17 protein-coding genes and 1 tRNA gene are annotated in these 18528 nt (G+C 64.1%); 11 read left to right on the forward strand and 7 right to left on the reverse strand.

Going from position 1 to position 18528, the window contains the following annotated elements; genetic code table 11:
- Positions 1 to 3 precede the first annotated feature (3 nt).
- The 3 genes from ACP693_RS13680 (at position 4) to ACP693_RS13690 (ending at position 4419) form a co-directional block, all read left to right on the forward strand.
- Positions 4 to 2625 (forward strand): fimbria/pilus outer membrane usher protein, encoded by a 2622-nt coding sequence (locus ACP693_RS13680; protein WP_426020205.1) that lies wholly within the window; start codon positions 4 to 6, stop codon positions 2623 to 2625.
- Positions 2626 to 2755: 130 nt separating this feature from the next.
- The gene (locus tag ACP693_RS13685) at positions 2756 to 3562 is read left to right on the forward strand and encodes a hypothetical protein (protein ID WP_426020207.1); all 807 of its coding nucleotides are present in this window, start codon (positions 2756 to 2758) and stop codon (positions 3560 to 3562) included.
- 122 nt (positions 3563 to 3684) lie between these two features.
- The gene (locus ACP693_RS13690) at positions 3685 to 4419 is read left to right on the forward strand and encodes a response regulator transcription factor (protein ID WP_426020209.1); all 735 of its coding nucleotides are present in this window, start codon (positions 3685 to 3687) and stop codon (positions 4417 to 4419) included.
- Positions 4420 to 5388: 969 nt separating this feature from the next.
- On the opposite strand, the gene ACP693_RS13695 is transcribed toward ACP693_RS13690, so the two are convergent.
- From ACP693_RS13695 to cpdR, 4 genes are all read right to left on the reverse strand, one after another.
- The gene (locus ACP693_RS13695) at positions 5389 to 5757 is read right to left on the reverse strand and encodes a hypothetical protein (RefSeq protein ID WP_426020211.1); all 369 of its coding nucleotides are present in this window, start codon (positions 5755 to 5757) and stop codon (positions 5389 to 5391) included.
- Between the two features lie 2 nt (positions 5758 to 5759).
- Positions 5760 to 6014: a hypothetical protein gene (locus tag ACP693_RS13700; RefSeq protein ID WP_426020213.1), complete on the reverse strand. Its 255-nt coding sequence runs from the start codon at positions 6012 to 6014 to the stop codon at positions 5760 to 5762.
- A 463-nt stretch (positions 6015 to 6477) separates the two neighbouring features.
- Positions 6478 to 6552 (reverse strand) — tRNA-Val (locus ACP693_RS13705).
- A 126-nt stretch (positions 6553 to 6678) separates the two neighbouring features.
- The gene (gene cpdR / locus ACP693_RS13710) at positions 6679 to 7035 is read right to left on the reverse strand and encodes a cell cycle two-component system response regulator CpdR (protein WP_017506825.1); all 357 of its coding nucleotides are present in this window, start codon (positions 7033 to 7035) and stop codon (positions 6679 to 6681) included.
- A 112-nt stretch (positions 7036 to 7147) separates the two neighbouring features.
- Between cpdR and ACP693_RS13715 the strand changes: the two genes are divergently transcribed.
- Positions 7148 to 7972 (forward strand): N-formylglutamate amidohydrolase, encoded by an 825-nt coding sequence (locus tag ACP693_RS13715; RefSeq protein ID WP_426020215.1) that lies wholly within the window; start codon positions 7148 to 7150, stop codon positions 7970 to 7972.
- A 259-nt stretch (positions 7973 to 8231) separates the two neighbouring features.
- Here ACP693_RS13715 and ACP693_RS13720 read toward each other — a convergent pair whose 3' ends face one another.
- Entirely contained in the window at positions 8232 to 8915 is a 684-nt protein-coding gene (locus tag ACP693_RS13720; RefSeq protein ID WP_426020217.1) for a DUF599 domain-containing protein, read from the reverse strand.
- Between the two features lie 129 nt (positions 8916 to 9044).
- On the opposite strand from ACP693_RS13720, the gene ppa reads away from it, so the two are divergent.
- Positions 9045 to 9605: an inorganic diphosphatase gene (gene ppa / locus ACP693_RS13725; RefSeq protein WP_425985496.1), complete on the forward strand. Its 561-nt coding sequence runs from the start codon at positions 9045 to 9047 to the stop codon at positions 9603 to 9605.
- 66 nt (positions 9606 to 9671) lie between these two features.
- On the opposite strand, the gene ACP693_RS13730 is transcribed toward ppa, so the two are convergent.
- Complete coding sequence (locus ACP693_RS13730; RefSeq protein WP_426020219.1) at positions 9672 to 10748, reverse strand: aldo/keto reductase; 1077 nt, start codon at positions 10746 to 10748, stop codon at positions 9672 to 9674.
- A gap of 134 nt (positions 10749 to 10882) precedes the next feature.
- Between ACP693_RS13730 and ACP693_RS13735 the strand changes: the two genes are divergently transcribed.
- Together ACP693_RS13735 and hslU are read left to right on the forward strand one after the other, a co-directional pair.
- Entirely contained in the window at positions 10883 to 11443 is a 561-nt protein-coding gene (locus ACP693_RS13735; RefSeq protein ID WP_426020221.1) for a TetR/AcrR family transcriptional regulator, read from the forward strand.
- A 104-nt stretch (positions 11444 to 11547) separates the two neighbouring features.
- Complete coding sequence (gene hslU, locus ACP693_RS13740; RefSeq protein WP_425985502.1) at positions 11548 to 12849, forward strand: ATP-dependent protease ATPase subunit HslU; 1302 nt, start codon at positions 11548 to 11550, stop codon at positions 12847 to 12849.
- Here hslU and ACP693_RS13745 read toward each other — a convergent pair.
- Complete coding sequence (locus tag ACP693_RS13745) at positions 12839 to 14164, reverse strand: YihY/virulence factor BrkB family protein (protein ID WP_426020223.1); 1326 nt, start codon at positions 14162 to 14164, stop codon at positions 12839 to 12841. The genes hslU and ACP693_RS13745 overlap by 11 nt on opposite strands.
- Before the next feature lie 77 nt (positions 14165 to 14241).
- Here ACP693_RS13745 and prmC point away from each other — a divergent pair, with 77 nt between their 5' ends.
- From prmC to ACP693_RS13765, 4 genes are all read left to right on the forward strand, one after another.
- On the forward strand, positions 14242 to 15126 hold the full coding sequence (gene prmC / locus ACP693_RS13750) for a peptide chain release factor N(5)-glutamine methyltransferase (protein WP_426020225.1): 885 nt from the start codon (positions 14242 to 14244) through the stop codon (positions 15124 to 15126).
- Between the two features lie 92 nt (positions 15127 to 15218).
- Positions 15219 to 16376, forward strand: coding sequence for a zinc-dependent alcohol dehydrogenase (locus ACP693_RS13755; RefSeq protein ID WP_426020227.1), 1158 nt, complete (start codon positions 15219 to 15221; stop codon positions 16374 to 16376).
- Between the two features lie 268 nt (positions 16377 to 16644).
- Positions 16645 to 17001 (forward strand): endonuclease domain-containing protein, encoded by a 357-nt coding sequence (locus tag ACP693_RS13760; RefSeq protein ID WP_426020229.1) that lies wholly within the window; start codon positions 16645 to 16647, stop codon positions 16999 to 17001.
- Between the two features lie 226 nt (positions 17002 to 17227).
- Positions 17228 to 18469, forward strand: coding sequence for a hypothetical protein (locus ACP693_RS13765; RefSeq protein ID WP_426020231.1), 1242 nt, complete (start codon positions 17228 to 17230; stop codon positions 18467 to 18469).
- Positions 18470 to 18528 lie beyond the last annotated feature (59 nt).

Genomic DNA, 18528 nt, shown 5'->3' on the forward strand with positions numbered 1-18528 from the left:
GCGATGGCCCGCAAGTCCTCTAAGGGCGGGCGGTCCGGCGCGCGAACCGCATTCCGCCGCATCGGCGCCTTCGCCTGCATGGGCGGCGGCCTAGCCACCGTGGCGCACGCCGGGCCGATCCAGTTGACCGACGAGGTCATGCGCACGGCGCCCCATGACTATTCCGTCGTCGTCGCGATCGATCGAGAAGACAGCTCCGGCGGGGCTGCGGACGCCTCGCCTTCAGCCCCAGGTCCACCCCCATCCGCAGCGCCCCCCGCCCAGGACCAATCTCCCGCGGTCAGGCCGTCATCGGTCTTCACGCCGATCCAGGGGCCGCTGACCCTGGACGGCAAATATCTGGGCGACATCAGCGGCGCAGTCGACAATCAGGGCCAGGGGCTGGTGGACGCGAGAGCCCTGCTCGACCTGTTGCGGCCCCAGGTCGGGTCTGATCTCCTCACGACCCTGTCAGGCCGGATCGCGACCCAGACGAAGGTCAATATGGCGGACCTGTCCAGCGACGGCTTCTCCCTGACCTTCGATCCCCTTTCCCTGACATTCATCGCGACATCCACGCCCGAAAGCCGGGCGCGGCGCGATGTCGGCTTCTCCCAGAACCCGGTGATCGACCCGGCCGCCTTCGATCAGCCAGCGAACTTTTCGGCCGGCGCGAACATCGCCCTGGCCCAGCTCTATTCCCATACCGAAAGTCAGTTTTCGCCGCTTCAGGGCGGGATCGACATGTTCGCCAACTTCGGCGGCTTCGACGGCGTCACCCTGACCACCGGCATCGACTATGACGGCAGCAACGACCAGGGCCGCTGGCAGCGGCGCGAAATCCGCTTGACCAAGGACATCTTCAAATCCGCCGTGCGTCTGACCGCCGGCGAGTTCGCGCCCCCCATCGACAGTTTCCAGGGCTCGCAGCGGTTTCTGGGACTGTCTGCCGCACGGGCCTATTCCACGATCCGTCCCTTTCAGAACGTGCGCCCAGCCGGCCGCCGCCAGTTTATCCTCGACCGCCCGGCTCTCGTCGTCGTCGAGGTCAACGGCGTGGTGGTGGAGCGGATCCGCTTGGACGCCGGGCCCTATTCCATCGGCGATTTTCCTTTCGCGCAAGGGGCCAACACGGTTCGACTGCTTGTCGAGGACGACAACGGGCAGCGCGAAATCGCCGTGTTCGACCTGTTCGGCGGCGCCGGCCTTCTGGATCGCGGCGTGGTGGATTTCGGCGTTTCGGCTGGGATGCTGGAAGAAGGCGGAAATCTTCAGTACGGCTCTACGCTGGCCGCCAGCGGCTTTGTCCGCAAAGGCATGTCCGACGTCCTGACGGTCGGCGCCAACGCCCAGATCGCCGACCGCAAGGGCCAGGCCGGCGCGATGGCGACATGGGGATCCAAGCTGGGCCTGGTCCAGCTGAGCGGCGCCGCCAGCCATAACGGCGACACCGGCACGAACGGCTATGTCGCCTCGGTCGACTACCTTCTCGAAAGCGCGCTGGGCAAGAACGCCGATGCGCGCCTGGTGGCGTCGGCCCAGGCGACCAGCCGTTACTTTCAGAGCGCCTTCGACCCCTCCGCCTTCAACAACGAGAAATGGCGCGCCGCCGCGCGGCTGCTGGTGCGTTTTCGCGACTATTCGATCAGCGGCGGCGCCGCCTTCGTGAAAGGTCGCGACCGCAAGGATCGCACCGATTACAGCTTGGGCCTGGGTCGCACCTTTCGCCGATTCGCCGTGAATCTGACCTGGCAGCGCGGATCGACGGACGACGGTCGCGACGAGGATCGCTTCGGCCTGACGCTGACATCGCGCTTTGGCGGGCGCTGGAGCAGCATTGCACGCTACGACAGCGACAAGGATTTCCGCGAGGTGGGCGTGTCGCGCGCCTCGTCCGGTCGTCTCAACGACCTGAGCGGCGATGTGCGGCTGTCGCAGGATCGCAGCAACCAGGCGGTCACGGCCGACCTGCGCTACATCAACAATCGGTTCGACGCCGAGCTTGTGTCCAACCGGCTCGTGTCGTCGGAACCGGGCGGCGCGACCCGCCAGGAATCGCTGTGGCGGCTGTCGACGATGATCGGCTATGCCGACGGCGCGTTCGGCGTGGGGCGTTCGGCCCGCGAAGGCTTTGTCATCGCAACGCCCCACCCGACTCTGTCGCGCTCACGCATCAACCTGACGGACTCCAGCGGCTATACGGTCGCGCACAGCGGATGGCTGGGTCCGGCGCTGGTGGGCCTGGATCGCGGTTACGGCGTCAATCGCTATGAGATCGAGGCCAATCCCCTGCCGCAGGGCTATGATCTGGGCAGCGGCGTCATCAACATCTTCCCCGGCTTCGGCAACGGCTATCGCGTCGTCGTGGGCAGCGAGGCGTCGCGCACCGCGCGCGGCGTCCTGATGTCCGCCAGGGGGCCGGTCGCCCTGGCTGGCGGCGTCATCCAGGCGGTGGACGCCCCAGCCGATGCGGTCGGCAAGCCCTTCTTCACCAACCGCTCCGGGCGGTTCGTCGCCGACGGCTTGGCGCCTGGTCGCTATCGCCTGCTGATCCAGGGCGCGGTGGTGGGCGAATTCATCATTCCCGAGAAAGTGGAAGGAACAGTCGATGTCGGCGAAATCCGCACGTCTCAGCCGCCGCCGTAGCCGCAGGGGGCTAGGGAACCGCAAGACGCCAGCCCTGACCTGGTCAGACACTGTGACGCTCGCTGTGTCACTAGCCCTGGCGGCGCTCCTGACCCTGATGGCCTCGAACGCGAGAGCTTGCGACCTAGCCTTGAGCCAGAGCCCCAACACGGTGGTCATCAACTACAATCCCTTCGCCATCGGCCCGTCCAGCGGCGCCATCGACCTGGGCCTGAAGAACCAGGGCGACGAGGCCTGCGAGTTGCGACTGTCCTTCGTGGACGACGGCGGCGCGGCCGTCTCCAGCCTGGCCCTAGGCGGGGTGGGGGTGCAGTTCCGCCCGCGAGAAGCGTCCGGGCTTCAGACCTCCGACGTCGAGCCGGGGGTCTTCCACTACACCCTCGCCGGCAAGGCGACAGGTCAGGCCCAGTTGGACGCCGCCATCGTCGTGGACGCCGTGCCCGACGCCGGAACCTACGCCAGCGACCTCAAGCTGCTGGTCGAGGACGCCGATGGGACCGCCCTGCTCGCCCCCATCCCGGTGCGCATGCAGCTGGTCTCGACGCCCAGGGCGCAACTGAACCTGGCCGGCGCCGCAGGGGCCTTCGGCTCGGGCTCCAGCGTAGAAGTGGTGGATTTCGGCGACGCCGCCACCGGTCTGACCCGGCGCATCTTCGTCCAGGTCCGCGCCAATGCGCCGTCGGTCATCTCGATCAAGTCCGAGCATGGGGGCGTGATGCGACGCCAGGGCGATGTGGAGACGGAGTCCAGCGTCCCCTACGCCGTCGAACTGGACGACGCGGCCGTCGATCTGACGGCGCCGTGGACCAAGGACGTCGATCCCCCGCGCACCCTCGCCGGCATGTCGCTGCCGATGCTGTTCACCCTAGGCGAGGTCAAGGGTCAGATGGCCGGTCGTTATCAGGACGTGATCGCCATCGACATCTCGCCGCACTGACCACGGGCATACCCCATCATGGTTAGCCCATGACGGCGATTACGGCCTAAAGATCAAACTGATAACACGTTAACGCGATGGGCCGAACGGCTTGGAGAGGCCGGCCCTTCTAGATCTCAGACTTGAGACCGACAGCCATATCCTGGGGCTTGACGTTCTTCGAACATTGGGTGGCGCGAATGTATGAGCAGAAGATGGCGGCGGCGGCGACGCCGCAGCGGAACAACCTTGCCGCGACGGCGGTCTTGGAGGAAAAATTCACGCTGCGCCTGACGCCGTTCAGGCCGCCTGGAAATCCGGCATCCCTGACCCATGCGGACTGCACCGCTTGGTTCGAACATGACTCCATCGCGCGTTTCGTTCTGGACGCTCAGGGCTGCGTGCTGCGCGCTAACGCTAAGGCCAGAACCATGATCGCCTCGGGCGTGCTGGGCGCCGGCGGTGCCTTCATCTGTCCTAGCCATCGCAATCGCGCCGAGTTCGACGCCATGGCGACACGGCTGCTGGAAGGACGACAATCCCATGGCCGCCTTTTGTTTCGCGCCGGCGACGACGCCTGGTGCCTGCTTGATCTGGCGACTGCGCCGGATGCGGCCGGGCGGATCTTCGCGACGGCGCGGCCCGCCCATTGTATGGGGGTTGAGGGTATGGAGCCGCTGCGCGCCATCTTCGGCCTGACCCGCGCCGAGCTCTCGGTGCTTGGTCATTTAACCCAGGGTGAGGCGCCCAAGGACATCGCGCGCAAGATGGACATGTCGATCCACACCGTCCGCGCCCACCTACGCGCCATCTGCATGCGCATGGGCGTAAAGGGCATCACCGGCGCCCTGAGACTGAGCTTTCAGCTGACGAACTGAACCTCAGGGCTGGGTCGGCTGGACACGAGTAGGCGAAGCGACGTCCGCCTCGTTGAAATTCTCTGAATGCCGCTTAGCCGCAACGGTTGCACCCTCCAACTGAAACGCGTCGTAACGCGCCAGACAACGTTATTAGTGAGGTCTCTTATACGTCATACTCGCGTATTGGGCAGCTCATCAACGCCTTGCCCAAAAGCCGACGTTGCCAAGGACCGCCTTGAGTCAAGATCGGACGTTGATTGCCTGATAGGCAGTCAGTGCGGTAGGCTAGCGCAACAAGGCAGGGGTCGGGCACGGATTGAAAGCGCGGTCTGCATGCCTTTCAACCTACGTTAGTCGACTATGCGTTGGAAGACGCCCGCCCGCTCAACCTCACCCAGTTCACCCTGGGTAATCAAGCCGACAGCCTCAAGGGTCTCCGACTGACTAACAGCGTCTTCCAAGGTAGTATTTTCGTCCGCCGGGATCGGCGACAAGTCAGCTTTGTGAACTATCCAGACCGCGCGCTCGCCTGTGGTTCGCCGAACCAATACGACATCGCCATCAACAGTGAATGTAGTGCCGGCGGGTGTCGTCAAGGAGGCGTTCCGCATTTGGTGCGGCGATTGATTGCCAAAGCGTGTGGTGCAGTATCAGGCCATAAGGTCTTTGGGCTCTGAAATCTTGATCCGGTCAAGCACGCTTTGGCGGTCGTTCATTCGAGCGTACCACGAGATCAAGGCAGTGCATTCATCGGGTATGGCGAGATTGACGAGGTCAGCAAAGATAAGGCCACCGATGACTGTAATGTCCGCCATGGAGAAGGCGTTACCGGCAACGAACGGCTACTTCCCAAAAGCCCGACTGCAGCCCGTCTCTCTTCAACTTCTGTGCAACCATCTCGCCCTGACGTAGTGACGAGCAACCCGCCTAGTGCCGCATATCCAAAGGCCGGAGCTCCCCCATCGCTTTGCCCGGCGAAGCGCCAGCTCATAGAGCGTCCGAAAGCGAGGCCGACGGAACGCCAAAATGTTCTGTGCAGAGCGCTTGAAGGCATGACCAGATGAGGTTGCTGGAAGCCAGCTGCGCGGCCAGCGCTTTCGCCTCATTCGGCCGCCCGAGCGCCAGTTGAGCCAACGCGCCCTGCACCACTGGCCGCGCATTGCCTGCGCTTTTGATCTTACCGCTGTCTCGCTTGCCCAAAGCCCCAAGTCCGATGCCAATTCGGACCAAAGCGTTGTCCGCTGCCGGTGTCAGCTGACCGGCAGCATTGAGAAATGCGTGGTCTGCGGAGGTGCGCTCACTTGCGAGGACATAAGCCAGCAACCGGGCTGAGGATGCGTCACCATTCTTGCCCAACTCTATGCACTAGGCATGCCCAATATTGCAGAAAGTCGGGTGGTGCGGAATGAAATCCATGCCGCTGCAATCGGCCAGCGACAAGTCATCGTCGACCATGATTTCAGCGGTGAATTGCCATTCCACCACCATTCCGAGCCGTCGAAATGGAGAGGTCCGTTGGACGTCGTCGGGTCGTAGGCCTTCAATCCAGGCAGCCCCGAGACCTCCCCATTGGTCAGGAAAAATCGGACGGCGGGTGGTTGGTAGGCGGTCATTGCCTCCACTCAATAGATGTTCCTGCCCGCCAAGAGACTTGCCCAGTCGAACTCAAACTGGACGGTTCCGTAGCGAGAGCCGTTGTGCGAAGTATTCGGTGAGACCCAGACAACCGTCCGCCGCGTCACGTTCAATCTGCTCTCGTCATAGACGAGCCCGCGAGTGATCTGTCCGTCCTCGATGATCCTTTGCGCAATATGCGCATGGGTCACATGATAGAGAGAGGTCAGACGGAACGTGCGGCCTCGAACTGGCGGCGGCAGGTCACACGCGTAGGCAGCCCAGTCCGATTTTCCCACCCAGATCTTCTGTATACAGCTCGCTCTGATAGCGGATCTGCCTGTCGCCCCAAAGGGTGACGCGTGGCACGACGCGCTGCGCGCGAGGCGGCAGCGGGCCAGGTTACAGGCCAGTATCTGGCTACCGCCGAAGACCGTGCTCTGTTAAGTCATTGGAAGGGAATGGTGGACGCGACAGGGATTGAACCTGTGACCCCCTCGATGTCAACGAGGTGCTCTCCCGCTGAGCTACGCATCCGCCGTAGGGCTCCGAAAAAGCTGTTCGGAGCGGGAAGAGCGGTCGTATAGCGGCGAGGCCGGGCTTCATCAAGCCGATTTCACGGCAAGAAAGAGATTTCTCGAAAACCGCCGTCGGATCAGCCGCTCAGGCGGCGACCATACGCTCGACCTCGTTGACCAGGTCGCGCAGGTGGACGGGCTTGGACAGGACCTTGGCGTCCGGCGTGGCCTGGGCGGCGGTCAGGGCCACGGCGGCGAAACCGGTGATGAACATGATGCGCAGGCCCGGCTGGCGAGCGGCGGCGACGCGCGCCACCTCGATCCCGTCCGCGCCCGGCATGACGATATCGGTCAGCAGCAGGTCATAGGGGCCGTGTTCCAGGGCGTCGATGGCGTCGTCGCCGTTCTCGCAGTCGATGACCTGATGGCCCGCCCGCTCCAGCGCGCGCGTCAGAAACCCGCGCAACGAACCGTCGTCTTCGGCCAGGAGAATACGCGCCATTCGAAAAACATCCTTGAAACAGACGACCAGACTAGAGGCGCAACGGTAAACCGCCGATGAAATTCACCGATCAGCCGACTTCCTTCCACAGCGAAACCCGTTATGCGGAGGCATGACCGACGGCGGCGACAGCTTTTCGATCACCGCGCCGGCCGCGGGCGTCAAGGCGACCGCGCTGGTGTTCGCCTCGCCCCATTCGGGCGACCGCTATCCCGACGACATGAGGGCCGTGCCCGACCTGTCGCTCTCCAGCCTGAAAAGCGCCGAGGACGCCCTGGTCGGGCGGCTGATCGCGGAGGGGCCGCGTCAGGGCGCGACCCTGATCGAGGGCCGCGTCGGCCGGGCCTATGTCGATCTGAACCGCGATCCGGGCGAGCTGGATCCCGCGCTGATCGACGGGCTGGAGGGGCCGGTCGGGGCCAAGACGGCGGCCGGCTACGGCGTCGTGCCGCGCCTGGCGGGCGACGGGACGCCCCTCTATGCGCGTCGTCTGCCGTTGGCGGAGGCGCAGGGCCGCATCGCTGCGGTTCACCACCCCTATCATCAGGCGCTGGGCGAACTGATGGAGACGACGCGCGCGACGCATGGGCGGGCGGTGCTGATCGACTGGCATTCCATGCCGACGCGGGCGGTGGGGGCCGAGGTGGTGCTGGGCGACCGTTACGGCTCGGCCTGCGGCGCACGGCTCAGCCGACGGCTGCGCGAGCTGTTCGAGGGGCTGGGCTGGCGGGTGGCGCAGAACCACCCCTATGCCGGGGGCTGGTCCACCCAGCGCTGGGGCCGGCCCGACGACGGCTATGAGGCGATCCAGATCGAGCTGAGCCGGCGGCTGTATCTGGACGAGACGACGCTTCAGCCCGCCGCGACCTACGCCGCGACGCAAAAGGCCCTGTCGCGCGTGATCGCCGCCCTTTGTGCAGACCTATGGTCCACCTGACTGATCGCTGATCAGATCAAAAAAAAGCCGCACCCGAAGGTGCGGCATTAAAGTCTATAGGGAGGAAACGCCCAGGAAGGGCAAGACGCCCGGAGGCGTCAGAGGTCAACTTAGGTTGCGATGCACAATGGGTCAAGGCCGATATGCGCCATCCCGGTCACGCCGTGTTACGCAAATACGGCCATGTAACCGATAACATGGCGCGTATTAGACCAAAGTCGGGCGCGCGCCTCATCTCGCACTTGCGAAATAGCCGGACTCAATGCTCCAGCAGACGACGCGCGTTGCGAATGGCCCGCGCCGCCGGCGAGGCTTCCTGGCGATAGATCAGCAGGCCGAACGATGAGGCCACACCCAGCGCCAGCCACAACGGACCAAACAGCCAGGCCGCCGCCGCCAGGGCGAAATAGTATCCCCTCACCCCCTGGCTGAAGGAACTGAGGGCGGGGTTCAGCAACTGCCCCGCCGCCTCGCTGAACGCCTTGCGGTCGGTGTTGGAATGCAGTTCGGGGGCCGAGCCGATCAGGGCCAGGGTGTAGTTCATCTGGCGCAGCGCCCAGATGAAATCCAGGAAGCCGCGCGCCAGGCAGACCAGCACAAGGGCCAGCTTGGCCTCCAGGATCTTGAGCGGCACGTTCTCGGCCCCGACGGCGGCGAAGCCCTGCAGCGCGCTCTCGCCGCCGAACAATATGCCCCCCACCGCCGCGATCAGCAGCAGGTTGGTCGAGGCGAAGAAGGAGGCCGAGTTGATCGAATGGCCCATCAGCTGGCTGTCGATCAGCTTCATCTCGCGGTGGGTCATGGACTGCATCCACACCGCGCGGACATGCTCCATGTCCTGGTTCAGCGAGCCGCCCTTCCTGCTGATGAAGGCCAGTATGGGGCTGTATCCCAGCCAGCAGATGAAAAAGAGCGCCAGGGCGGCCCAGTCGGTCAAGGTCATGGCCCAGATGTCCGCGATGATGCGTCGCGACGCAAGCCTGTCCTGTGCAGGTCGTGCTTGCCGTAACGGGCTGGTCGGCTTATCACGCCTCGCCCTTTAGAATTTCGCAGTCGCAGCAAAGACCTCGCCATGAACCTTGACGCCATTCCGGTCGGTCCCAACGCCCCTTGGGACATCAACGTCATCATCGAGATCCCGCAGGGTGGCCTGCCGGTGAAATACGAGATGGACAAGGCGTCCGGCGCCCTGTTCGTCGACCGCTTCCTGCACACCGCCATGTATTATCCCGGCAACTACGGCTTCATTCCACACACCCTGTCGGACGACGGCGATCCCTGCGACGTGATCGTGCTGAACCCGACGCCGGTGGTGCCTGGCTGCGTCATCCGCTCGCGCCCCATCGGCGTGCTGAAGATGGTGGACGAGGCCGGCGGCGACGAGAAGATCCTGGCCGTGCCGGTCGACAAGCTGAACCCCTACTACACCGAGATCGCCAGCTATCGTCAGCTGCCCGCCATCCTGATCGAGCAGATCGAGCACTTCTTCACCCGCTACAAGGACCTGGAGAAGGGCAAGTCGGTCACCGTCCAGGGCTGGGGCGACGCCGGCGAAGCCGCCGACCTGATCGCGGCAGGCATGAAGGCCCACCAGGACAAGCTGGCCAAGACCAAGGCCGCCAACGCCGCCTGATACTGGCGACATCGACAAGAGCTTTGAAGGCGCCCTCCGGCCGGAGGGCGCCTTTTTGCTAAGCGACTATTCCCGCCAACCCGAAACCTCATTGCCGCCGAACACCATGCGACGGATCGCTGGAGCCGTCAGCCCAAGGGTGAAACCCGGTTGCGGCGCGCTGGCGGCGTTCAGACGCGACATCTGTTCGTCGGTCAGCGCGAACGCCGTGGCGGCGATATTGCCCGCCAGTTGGCTGGCGTCGCGCACGCCGATCAAGGTCGAGGCGACACCGGGGCGTTGCATGACCCAGCGCAGCGCCACCTGAGCCGGCGGCCGACCGATCTCATCGGCGACGGCTTTCAGCGTGTCCAGCACGATCCAGTTGCGGTCGGCGAACTTGCTCTGGCCGAACGGATTGGCCCCGCTCAGACGCCCCGTGTTCGCCGTGTCCTCGCGTCGGTATTTGCCGGTCAGGAAGCCGCCGGCCAGCGGGCTCCACGGCATGACGCCCATTCCACCCTCGACCGCGGCCGGGACGTGCTCGGCCTCGATATCGCGTGCGACGAGCGAATATTCCACCTGGATCGCGATCGGAGCCGGAACGCGTCGCTCGGCGGCCAGTGTCGCGGCTTTCATCGCTAGCCAGGCCGGCATGTCCGATAGGGCGTAGTAACGAATCTTGCCCGCCCGCACGAGGTCGCCCAGCGTCTGGACGATCTCCTCGACCGGCGTCACGCCGTCCCAGATATGCATCCAATAAAGGTCGATATAGTCGGTCCCCAGCCGCTTCAGGGACGCGTCCAGGGCGCGGTGGATGTTCTTGGCCCCGGCGCCGCCGGCGTTGGGATTGCCCCCGCCAGCCTGAGCCGATGACAGCGGACTGGCTGACCCATTGAAGGCGAACTTCGTCGATAGCACGACCTCGTCGCGGGACTTGGTCTCCCTGATGAACTGTCCCACCAGACGTTCGCTCTCGCCCCCGCCGTAGATGTCTGCTGTGTCGACGAAGTTTCCTCCGGCGTCGCGATAGGCCTGAAACACCTGACGCGACTCCGCTTCATCGGCGCCCCATTCGCCCGATCCAAACGTCATCGTCCCAAGGGCGAGCGGACTTACGACCAGGCCGGATCGGCCCAGGGTGCGAAATTCGGCCAGAGGCATTTTTGTTTTCCTAACGGTCACTACAGAACCAGTTAGCGTGCTGGTGCGACAGGTCAAGATGTTTCATAATGATTGCTATGGAATCTGCACGATCACCGCGGCGTCCCGGCCGCCCGCTGTCCTTCAACCGCGACATGGCCCTTCGGCAGGCGATGCTTGCTTTCTGGCGTAACGGCTACGAGACGACCTCCATCGCCGATCTGACAGCGGCGATGGGGATCACGGCGCCCAGCCTTTACGCCGCGTTCGGCGACAAGAAGCAGCTGTTCCTTGAGGCCGTCAGGCTTTACGCGGGCGACCAGCAGGCGATGGCCGACGGCATCGACGCCGCGCCCAGCGCCTTCGAGGCTGCGCGCGCCCTGATGACTGCCGCAGCCTGCACCTATACCGGCGAGGAGACGCCTAGCGGCTGCCTGATGGCCAGCGCAACCGCCAGCGGTTCGGCGGCCTCGGCGGACGTTCAGCGGACTGTTGCGGACATCCGCCTCGGCATTCAACGCCGCCTGCGGGCCAGGATCGACCGTGACATCCAGGAGAAACGGCTGCCGCCAGACGCGGATGCCACCGCGCTGTCAGGCCTGGTCATGGCCGTCATGCAGGGAATGTCCGTTCTGGCGCGAGACGGCGCGGGGCGATTGGCTTTGCTGGGCATCGCGTCCGCCGCTTTGCAGGCCTGGCCCGATCAGCCGCGATAGATGAGCGGCGGCGAAACGGCCGTCGGGATCCCGGATTGACGAAATCCTTCTCCGCGACGCCCTGCCCTCTCCCGCTCCGCTTGCGGGCCTCCTATCTGCACCGCATGACCGAACTGACCCCCCGCGAGATCGTCTCCGAACTGGATCGCTATATCGTCGGCCAGAACGACGCCAAGCGCGCCGTGGCCGTGGCGTTGAGGAACCGCTGGCGCAGGAAGCGCGTGCCGGCGGACCTGCGCGACGAGGTGACGCCCAAGAACATCCTGATGATCGGCCCCACCGGCGTCGGCAAGACCGAGATCGCGCGGCGCCTGGCCAAGCTGGCCGGTTCGCCCTTTCTCAAGGTCGAGGCGACCAAGTTCACCGAGGTCGGCTATGTCGGCCGCGACGTGGACCAGATCGTGCGCGACCTGGTCGAGAGCGCCCTGATCATGGTGCGCGAGCGCAGGCGCGGCGACGTGCGGGCCAAGGCGGAAGCCGCCGCCGAGGACCGCATCCTGGACGCCCTGGTCGGACCCGGCGCAGGGCCTGCGACCCGCGACAGTTTCCGTAAGAAGCTGCGGGCCGGAGAGTTGGACGACAAGGAGATCGAAATCTCGCTGGCCGACACCGCCTCGCCGATCCAGGGCCTAGACATTCCGGGCGGCGGCAATGTCGGCCTGCTGAACCTGTCGGAGATGCTGGGCAAGATGGGCGGCGGGCGCACCAAGACCGTTAAGCTGATGGTCCGCGACGCGACAACGCCCCTGATCGCCGAGGAGGGCGACAAGCTGCTGGATCAGGACAGCCTGACCCAGGAAGCGCTGATGCTGGCCGAGAACGAGGGCATCGTCTTCCTGGACGAGATCGACAAGGTCGCCGCGCGGCAAGGCGCGTCCGGCGCCGACGTGTCGCGCGAGGGAGTGCAGCGCGACCTGCTGCCCCTGATCGAGGGGACCACCGTCTCGACCAAATACGGGCCGGTGAAGACCGACCATGTGCTGTTCATCGCCTCGGGCGCCTTCCACGTCGCCAAGCCCTCGGACCTGCTGCCCGAGCTTCAGGGACGGCTGCCGATCCGGGTCGAGCTGAAGGCCCTGACGCGCGACGACTTCAAGCGCATCCTCACCGAGCCCGAGGCCAATCTGATCCGTCAGAACCAGGCCCTCCTGGCGACCGAGGACGTGACCCTGACCTTCACCGACGATGCTGTGGAGGCCATGGCCGATGCGGCGGTGGCGGCCAACAGCGCCATCGAGAACATCGGCGCGCGCCGGCTTCAGACCGTGATGGAACGGGTGCTGGAGGAGACCAGCTTCAAGGCCTCGGACCTGTCGGGCCAGACCGTGGCCTTCGACGGCGACGCCGTGCGCGAGAAGATGGACGCCCTGACCAAGGACGTCGATCTGAGCCGCTTCATTCTTTAGAGGCGGCCTCCACGGCCTTGCGGTTCTGGCGGTTTCGGAACCGGTGCGCCACCCGCTCGGCCTGCCGCTGGGTGAAGGCCAGGGCGGCGGGGTTGCCGCGTCGGGCGCCGATGCTGTCGGCGACCTTGGCGCCCCGCTCGCCGATCGGCAGCGGCTTGCCGGTCGTGGTGTCCACGGCGGTCTGGTGTTCGATCTCGGCGTTCAGCTCGGCGCCCATCAGGATCACCTGCACCGACAGCCAGGTCCAAAGCAGGAAGCCCATCATGGCCGCCAGCGGGCCATAGCTGTCGGTCCGCACGAAGTTGTTCAGATACCAGCTGAACAGGAAGGACACCGTCAGGCTGAGCACGGCCGCGAAGATCGCCCCCGGCGTGACCCACCGCCAGCGCGCCCTCTGACGGCAGGGACCGAAGCGGTAGATGACGGTCAGGGCGGCGATATAGCCCGCCAGCAGCAGCGGCCAGCGCAACAGCGCCAGATAGCCCCACTCCTCCTCCAGCCCGAACAGCCGCACCACCACCGGCACGCCGACGACCAGCACCGAGGTCAGCAGCACGGCGAAGATGGCCCCGACCGTAAACCCCATGCAGATTAGGTTGTAGCGCACGAGGTTGCGCATCTCGATCTCGTGGTAGGCGACGTTCAGCCCGTAGAACAGCACCTTGACCGCCCCGTTGGCGGTCCACAGCGACAGGGCCAGGGTCCAGATCAGGGTGAAGGTCAGCTGGCCGTTCGAGTTCTGGGCCAGGCGCTGCATCTCCCCGCCCAGGAAGACGGCGATGCTGTCGGGCAGGACGGCGTAGAGGAAGTCCAGCCGCGCCCAGGCGTCGGACGGATCGGCGAACAGGCCGTACAGGGTCACGAACGTACCCAGCAGGGGGAACAGCGACAGCAGGGTGAAGAAGGTCACGCCCCCCGCCAGGAACCCGACCCGGTCACCGAAATAGGAGCCGCCGGTGCGCCAGACGATGTCGGACCAGCCCCTGTGCGGGATGTGCTCGGGCCGCCTGGCCATGCGGCCGCGGCCCGGCTCCTTGGCCTCATAGTCCTCGGGCGTGGGGGGCTTGGGCGGCAGGGGCTCGGGGCGTTCGGGACGCAGCTCGACCCCGACCTTGTGGCCCTGGCTGTACAGCAGGTGGGCCGCGCCCGCCCCGGCCGTCAGTCCCCCAACGGCCGCCGCCACATAGCGCCAGATCCCGCCGCCTCCCCCGCCCATGCTTTTGCCCCCCCAACGCGACGGACGCGGCGACGACGACAGGCTGCGGGCGAGGCTGGACAGAACGGACGGGCGGCGGGGGGACTTGCGGTCGGACATGGTCTGGCGAACGGTATAGCTGTCCGGCCGTTCCGCAAATGCTTGAAATCAGCGCCCGCGCGGGCCAATCAGCGACCATGACCGCATCCAACACCCTGCTGACCGCGTGGAAGGCCGCCCAGGCCAAGCTGAAGACCGGCCGCATCGACAGCCCCGCCATCGACGCCCGCCTGCTGCTGGAGGCCGCCGCCGGCGCCAGCCGCATGGACATCCTGACCGACCCCTATCGCGTCATCACCGACGACCAGCTGAGCGCCTATGAGGCCATGGTCGAGCGTCGCCTGAAGCGCGAGCCGGTGTCGCGCATCATCGGCAAGAAGGGCTTCTGGAAGATCATGCTGAACGTCACCCCCGACGTGCTCAGCCCCCGCCCCGACACCGAGACCCTGATGGACGTGGCCATGCTGGCCTTCGCCAGGAACGAGGCCTTCGAGGCCATCGACCTGGGCACCGGATCGGGCGCGATCCTGCTGGCGCTGCTGGCCGAGCGGCCGGCCGCCAAGGGCGTCGGCACCGACATCTCGTCGGAGGCCTTGGCCGTGGCCAGGGAGAATGCGGCCAACCTGGATTTGAACGACCGCGCCGTCTTCCTGCGCACCGAATGGGCGGCGGGCTTCGGCGACGCCAGCTTCGACCTCGTTTTGTCCAACCCGCCCTATATCCCGACCGACCATATCGCGACCCTGGACCCCGAGGTCCGCGACCACGACCCGCACCTGGCCCTGGACGGCGGCCCCGACGGCTTGCAGGCCTACCGCGACCTGGCGCCCGAGGTGAAACGCATCCTGAAACCGGGCGGCGTCTTCGCCGTCGAGATCGGCTGGGACCAGGGCCCGCAGGTCAAGGAATTGTTCGAGGCCGCCGGCTTCACCGACGTCAAGATCATCAAGGACCTGGGCGAACGCGACCGCGTCATCACCAATGGCCCCGACCCGAGGACCAACCCGATCCCCAAGGACTGACTTCGGCACGGTAACGCTTTGATTTCAAAGCGTCACCTTAGGAACCGCGCCCGCACAGCCGGATTGATCCCACTCAGATTGGGAGATCCGACATGAAGGCGTTGTGCTGGCACGGCAAGGGCGACATCCGCTGCGAGGAGGTGCCTGACCCCACCATCGAGGACGGCCGCGACGCCGTCATCCGCGTGACCAGCTGCGCCATCTGCGGCTCGGACCTGCACCTGTACGGCGGCTATGTTCCGGGCATGAAGCACGGCGACGTCATGGGCCACGAGACGATGGGCGAGGTCGTCGCCGTCGGCAAGGACAACGACAAGCTCAAGGTCGGCGACCGCGTCGTCGTGCCTTTCACCATCAGCTGCGGCGACTGCAAGATGTGCCGCGCCAGCCTGTTCAGCCTGTGCCAGCGCTCCAATCCGAACGGCGCCGAACAGGCCAAACAGACCGGCTATCCGACCGCCGGCCTGTATGGCTACAGCGAAATGTACGGCGGGTTCGCAGGGGGTCAGGCCGAATATCTGCGCATCCCCTATGCCGACGTCGGACCGATCAAGGTTCCCGAGGGGCTGACCGACGATCAGGTGCTGTTCCTGTCCGACATCTTTCCGACCGGCTGGATGGCGGCCGAGAACTGCGACATCCAGCCCGGCCAGACCATACTGGTGTTCGGCTGCGGCCCGGTGGGCCAGTTCGCCATCCGCAGCGCCTTCATGATGGGCGCCGGCCGCGTCATTGCCATCGACCAGGTGCCCGAGCGGCTGGCCTTGGCCCAGGCGGCTGGCGCCGAGACCCTCGACTTCTCCGAGGGCGACCTGCAGGAGCGGATCAAGGCCCTGACCAACGGCGAAGGCCCGGATGCGGTGATCGAGGCCGTCGGCCTGGAGAGCCACGGCTCGGGCAGCCTGATGGAGAAGGTCCAAGAGACCGTCGCCGGCAAGCTGGAGCGCCCCTATGCGCTGAACGAAGCCATCGTGGCCTGCAAGCCCGGCGGGATCATCAGCCTGCCCGGCGTCTTTGTCGGCATAGCGCCCGTGATGCTGGGCGCCTTCATCGGCAAGGCACTGACACTGAAGACCGGCCAGACCCACGTGCAGCGCTACCTGGAGCCCCTGATGAAGAAGGTCCTCGACGGCGACATCGACCCCAGCTTCCTGATCACCCACAAGATCGGGCTGGAAGACGGCCCCGACGCCTACAAGACCTTCCAGGAAAAAAAGGACGGCTGCATCAAGGTGGTCATCAACCCGTGACGCCGATTTCAGACCCTGCGGCGTGAAAAACACCGTCTGAATAGTGCAATCTGTCTCAAATCCGTCCTCCCCGGCTGTGCTGCGCGTCCGATGCGGACGAGCGGAACCAGGATCGCACGGTTCTGGAGGGCGGGCAGGAAGAGGACGATGGTGGGTGGTAAGGGGTTGAAATCGTTCGTCCCTTTTGGGGCAGATGCGCGGGCTGGCGGGTTTCGCTTGCCGAAAGCCGGCGACGGATGTGGGATGGGGTTCTGACGGGGACCCGCGCATGACGACCAGCCGACTGACGCCGCGCTCGCGCGGGCTTCGCCGGAGCGGCGGCCTGGCCGAGGACCGCATCTGGGAGCGACTGCGCGGCGGCGCAGTCGATGGCTGGAAGGTGCGACGCCAGCACCCGGTCGGCCGCTTCGTGGTCGATTTCGCCAGCGTCCCGTTGCGGCTGGTCATCGAGATCGACGGCGGGGTGCATGAGCGGGATGATGTCGTGTTGAACGATCACCACCGTCAGCAGGAGATCGAGGCCCTAGGGTGGACCGTCGTCCGCTTCACCAACGCCGAAGCCTTGACAGACCCCGCCCGCATCGACGCCGCCATCCGTGATCGCGCCAGGACGCTGGGCCTGTAACCTCCCTCTCCCATTGGGAGAGGGCTTGAGCGCACGGCGGCGCAGCCGACGTTCTTGCGCGAAAGGGTGAGGGTCGTCCGCCACCCGCTGCGGCCCGACCGGTGCGACCGGCTCACGCCGACTTCGACACCCGACCCTCATCCGTCCGCTTCGCGGCCACCTTCTCCCAATGGGAGAAGGATCAAGTGCTGTCGGCTTTGACAGTATGAACAAGTTGCGATCATCCATGCCCCGCGTGATGGTTGCGAATCTGGAGGGGCACATGAGCAGAAGCGCATTCTTGAATGGAAAAGCTGACGAAATTTTCGCCATCGGCTGTTTTCATTTCGTCCAAAAAAAATGGCAAGAAAACGATGCTCCGGGGGAAGATTACGCTCTAGGAATATCAAACTCGTTAGAAAAAATTGATAATGTAAGTAATGTTTCAGTATCCGAAATATCCGGATTCTCTGATATTGGATTTCACCCCAAGTACGAAGATGATGACGAAGAATCGTATCTGAATATACCTTTCATACCTTGCCCATCATCAGGTTTAGTGACGTTTGATGTATTCATCCCTAAACGCGTTCAAGAAGAAGTTTATCCTTACGGATATGGCGCACTTCATTGTGAAAAGTTTAAGGTGCTGGTAGATTTTGGAGGAGATTTCCCCATCGCGCTGATAAAGCCGGGAGAGGTAATTTCAGGCGATCTATCAGAGGGTTTTTCGAATTTCGTGCCAGTCATACGAAATTACCTTGCTTCTCGTTGGCCTAAAGATGCCTCAGTGAAATTTGCTTGCTTGGGACCAAGTCCATTTCATGCAGAATTTTACTTTCAGATATCAGAAAAAGAAGATCTCAAAATTGAGAAGAGGCGCGGGTACGACAGCATACTGTATCAAGGACCCAATTTAACTGGATTTTATCGGCAAATAAGAGCAGTCCTTCCTAATTTTTACCTTCAAATATACACAAGAAACCGGCTGATGGAAATCGAATATTCCGTTTCGTATGGAATACGATCAGTTATTGATAGGCTTACAGAACGGAATCTGTTCGTTAAAATAAAAAATTACTTCTTACTCTCGAACAAGAAAGACATAGCTGACATCTACAGCCTAAGATTCGAGGCAGCTGACATTCGTCGCATAGTCACAGAGAGAATTGAATACAACAAAAGAGGGGATGACTCATTCACGGATTCCGCACTTTGGGATTATGTGGCTGAAAAATCTTCAGAAACACAAGAGGAATCTGGACAGGACTTAAATCAGCTTCTGCGATTGGCTGAGATATTCGAGATGGGAGGTGCCACAAACTCCAGCACCGTTTTTGCAGCCATATCGTCTGCCATACTGACGGCACTAGCAGCGATCTTGATCGCGGTGATGACTGACGACCGCTCAACTTCAGCGCCGTCCGTTGCACAGGCACAAAATAGTGCGCGGGGCATGGCGAGTGCCCCTGCGCACATCGAAAGGTAGCCCTACTTACCTGCAGCGGCGCGGCTTGGAGTTTTCGTCACGGCTAAAGTTCTACCCCG

Origin of the sequence: Brevundimonas sp. TWP1-3 (genome assembly GCF_049896085.1) — a bacterium.
Classification (GTDB): domain Bacteria; phylum Pseudomonadota; class Alphaproteobacteria; order Caulobacterales; family Caulobacteraceae; genus Brevundimonas.

What these genes read in the sequence shown, in the direction of transcription:
- ACP693_RS13765 (WP_426020231.1), top strand. Translation starts at nt 17,228, where the DNA reads ATGCCCCGCGTGATGGTTGCGAATCTGGAGGGGCACATGAGCAGAAGC.
- cpdR (WP_017506825.1), bottom strand. Translation starts at nt 7,035, where the DNA reads ATGGCGCGTATTCTCCTGGCCGAAGACGACGGTTCGTTGCGCGGGTTT.
- ACP693_RS13730 (WP_426020219.1), bottom strand. Translation starts at nt 10,748, where the DNA reads ATGCCTCTGGCCGAATTTCGCACCCTGGGCCGATCCGGCCTGGTCGTA.
- prmC (WP_426020225.1), top strand. Translation starts at nt 14,242, where the DNA reads ATGACCGCATCCAACACCCTGCTGACCGCGTGGAAGGCCGCCCAGGCC.
- ACP693_RS13715 (WP_426020215.1), top strand. Translation starts at nt 7,148, where the DNA reads ATGACCGACGGCGGCGACAGCTTTTCGATCACCGCGCCGGCCGCGGGC.
- ACP693_RS13755 (WP_426020227.1), top strand. Translation starts at nt 15,219, where the DNA reads ATGAAGGCGTTGTGCTGGCACGGCAAGGGCGACATCCGCTGCGAGGAG.
- ACP693_RS13700 (WP_426020213.1), bottom strand. Translation starts at nt 6,014, where the DNA reads ATGACCGCCTACCAACCACCCGCCGTCCGATTTTTCCTGACCAATGGG.
- ACP693_RS13735 (WP_426020221.1), top strand. Translation starts at nt 10,883, where the DNA reads ATGGCCCTTCGGCAGGCGATGCTTGCTTTCTGGCGTAACGGCTACGAG.
- ACP693_RS13680 (WP_426020205.1), top strand. Translation starts at nt 4, where the DNA reads ATGGCCCGCAAGTCCTCTAAGGGCGGGCGGTCCGGCGCGCGAACCGCA.
- ACP693_RS13720 (WP_426020217.1), bottom strand. Translation starts at nt 8,915, where the DNA reads ATGACCTTGACCGACTGGGCCGCCCTGGCGCTCTTTTTCATCTGCTGG.
- ACP693_RS13745 (WP_426020223.1), bottom strand. Translation starts at nt 14,164, where the DNA reads ATGTCCGACCGCAAGTCCCCCCGCCGCCCGTCCGTTCTGTCCAGCCTC.
- ppa (WP_425985496.1), top strand. Translation starts at nt 9,045, where the DNA reads ATGAACCTTGACGCCATTCCGGTCGGTCCCAACGCCCCTTGGGACATC.
- ACP693_RS13760 (WP_426020229.1), top strand. Translation starts at nt 16,645, where the DNA reads ATGACGACCAGCCGACTGACGCCGCGCTCGCGCGGGCTTCGCCGGAGC.
- hslU (WP_425985502.1), top strand. Translation starts at nt 11,548, where the DNA reads ATGACCGAACTGACCCCCCGCGAGATCGTCTCCGAACTGGATCGCTAT.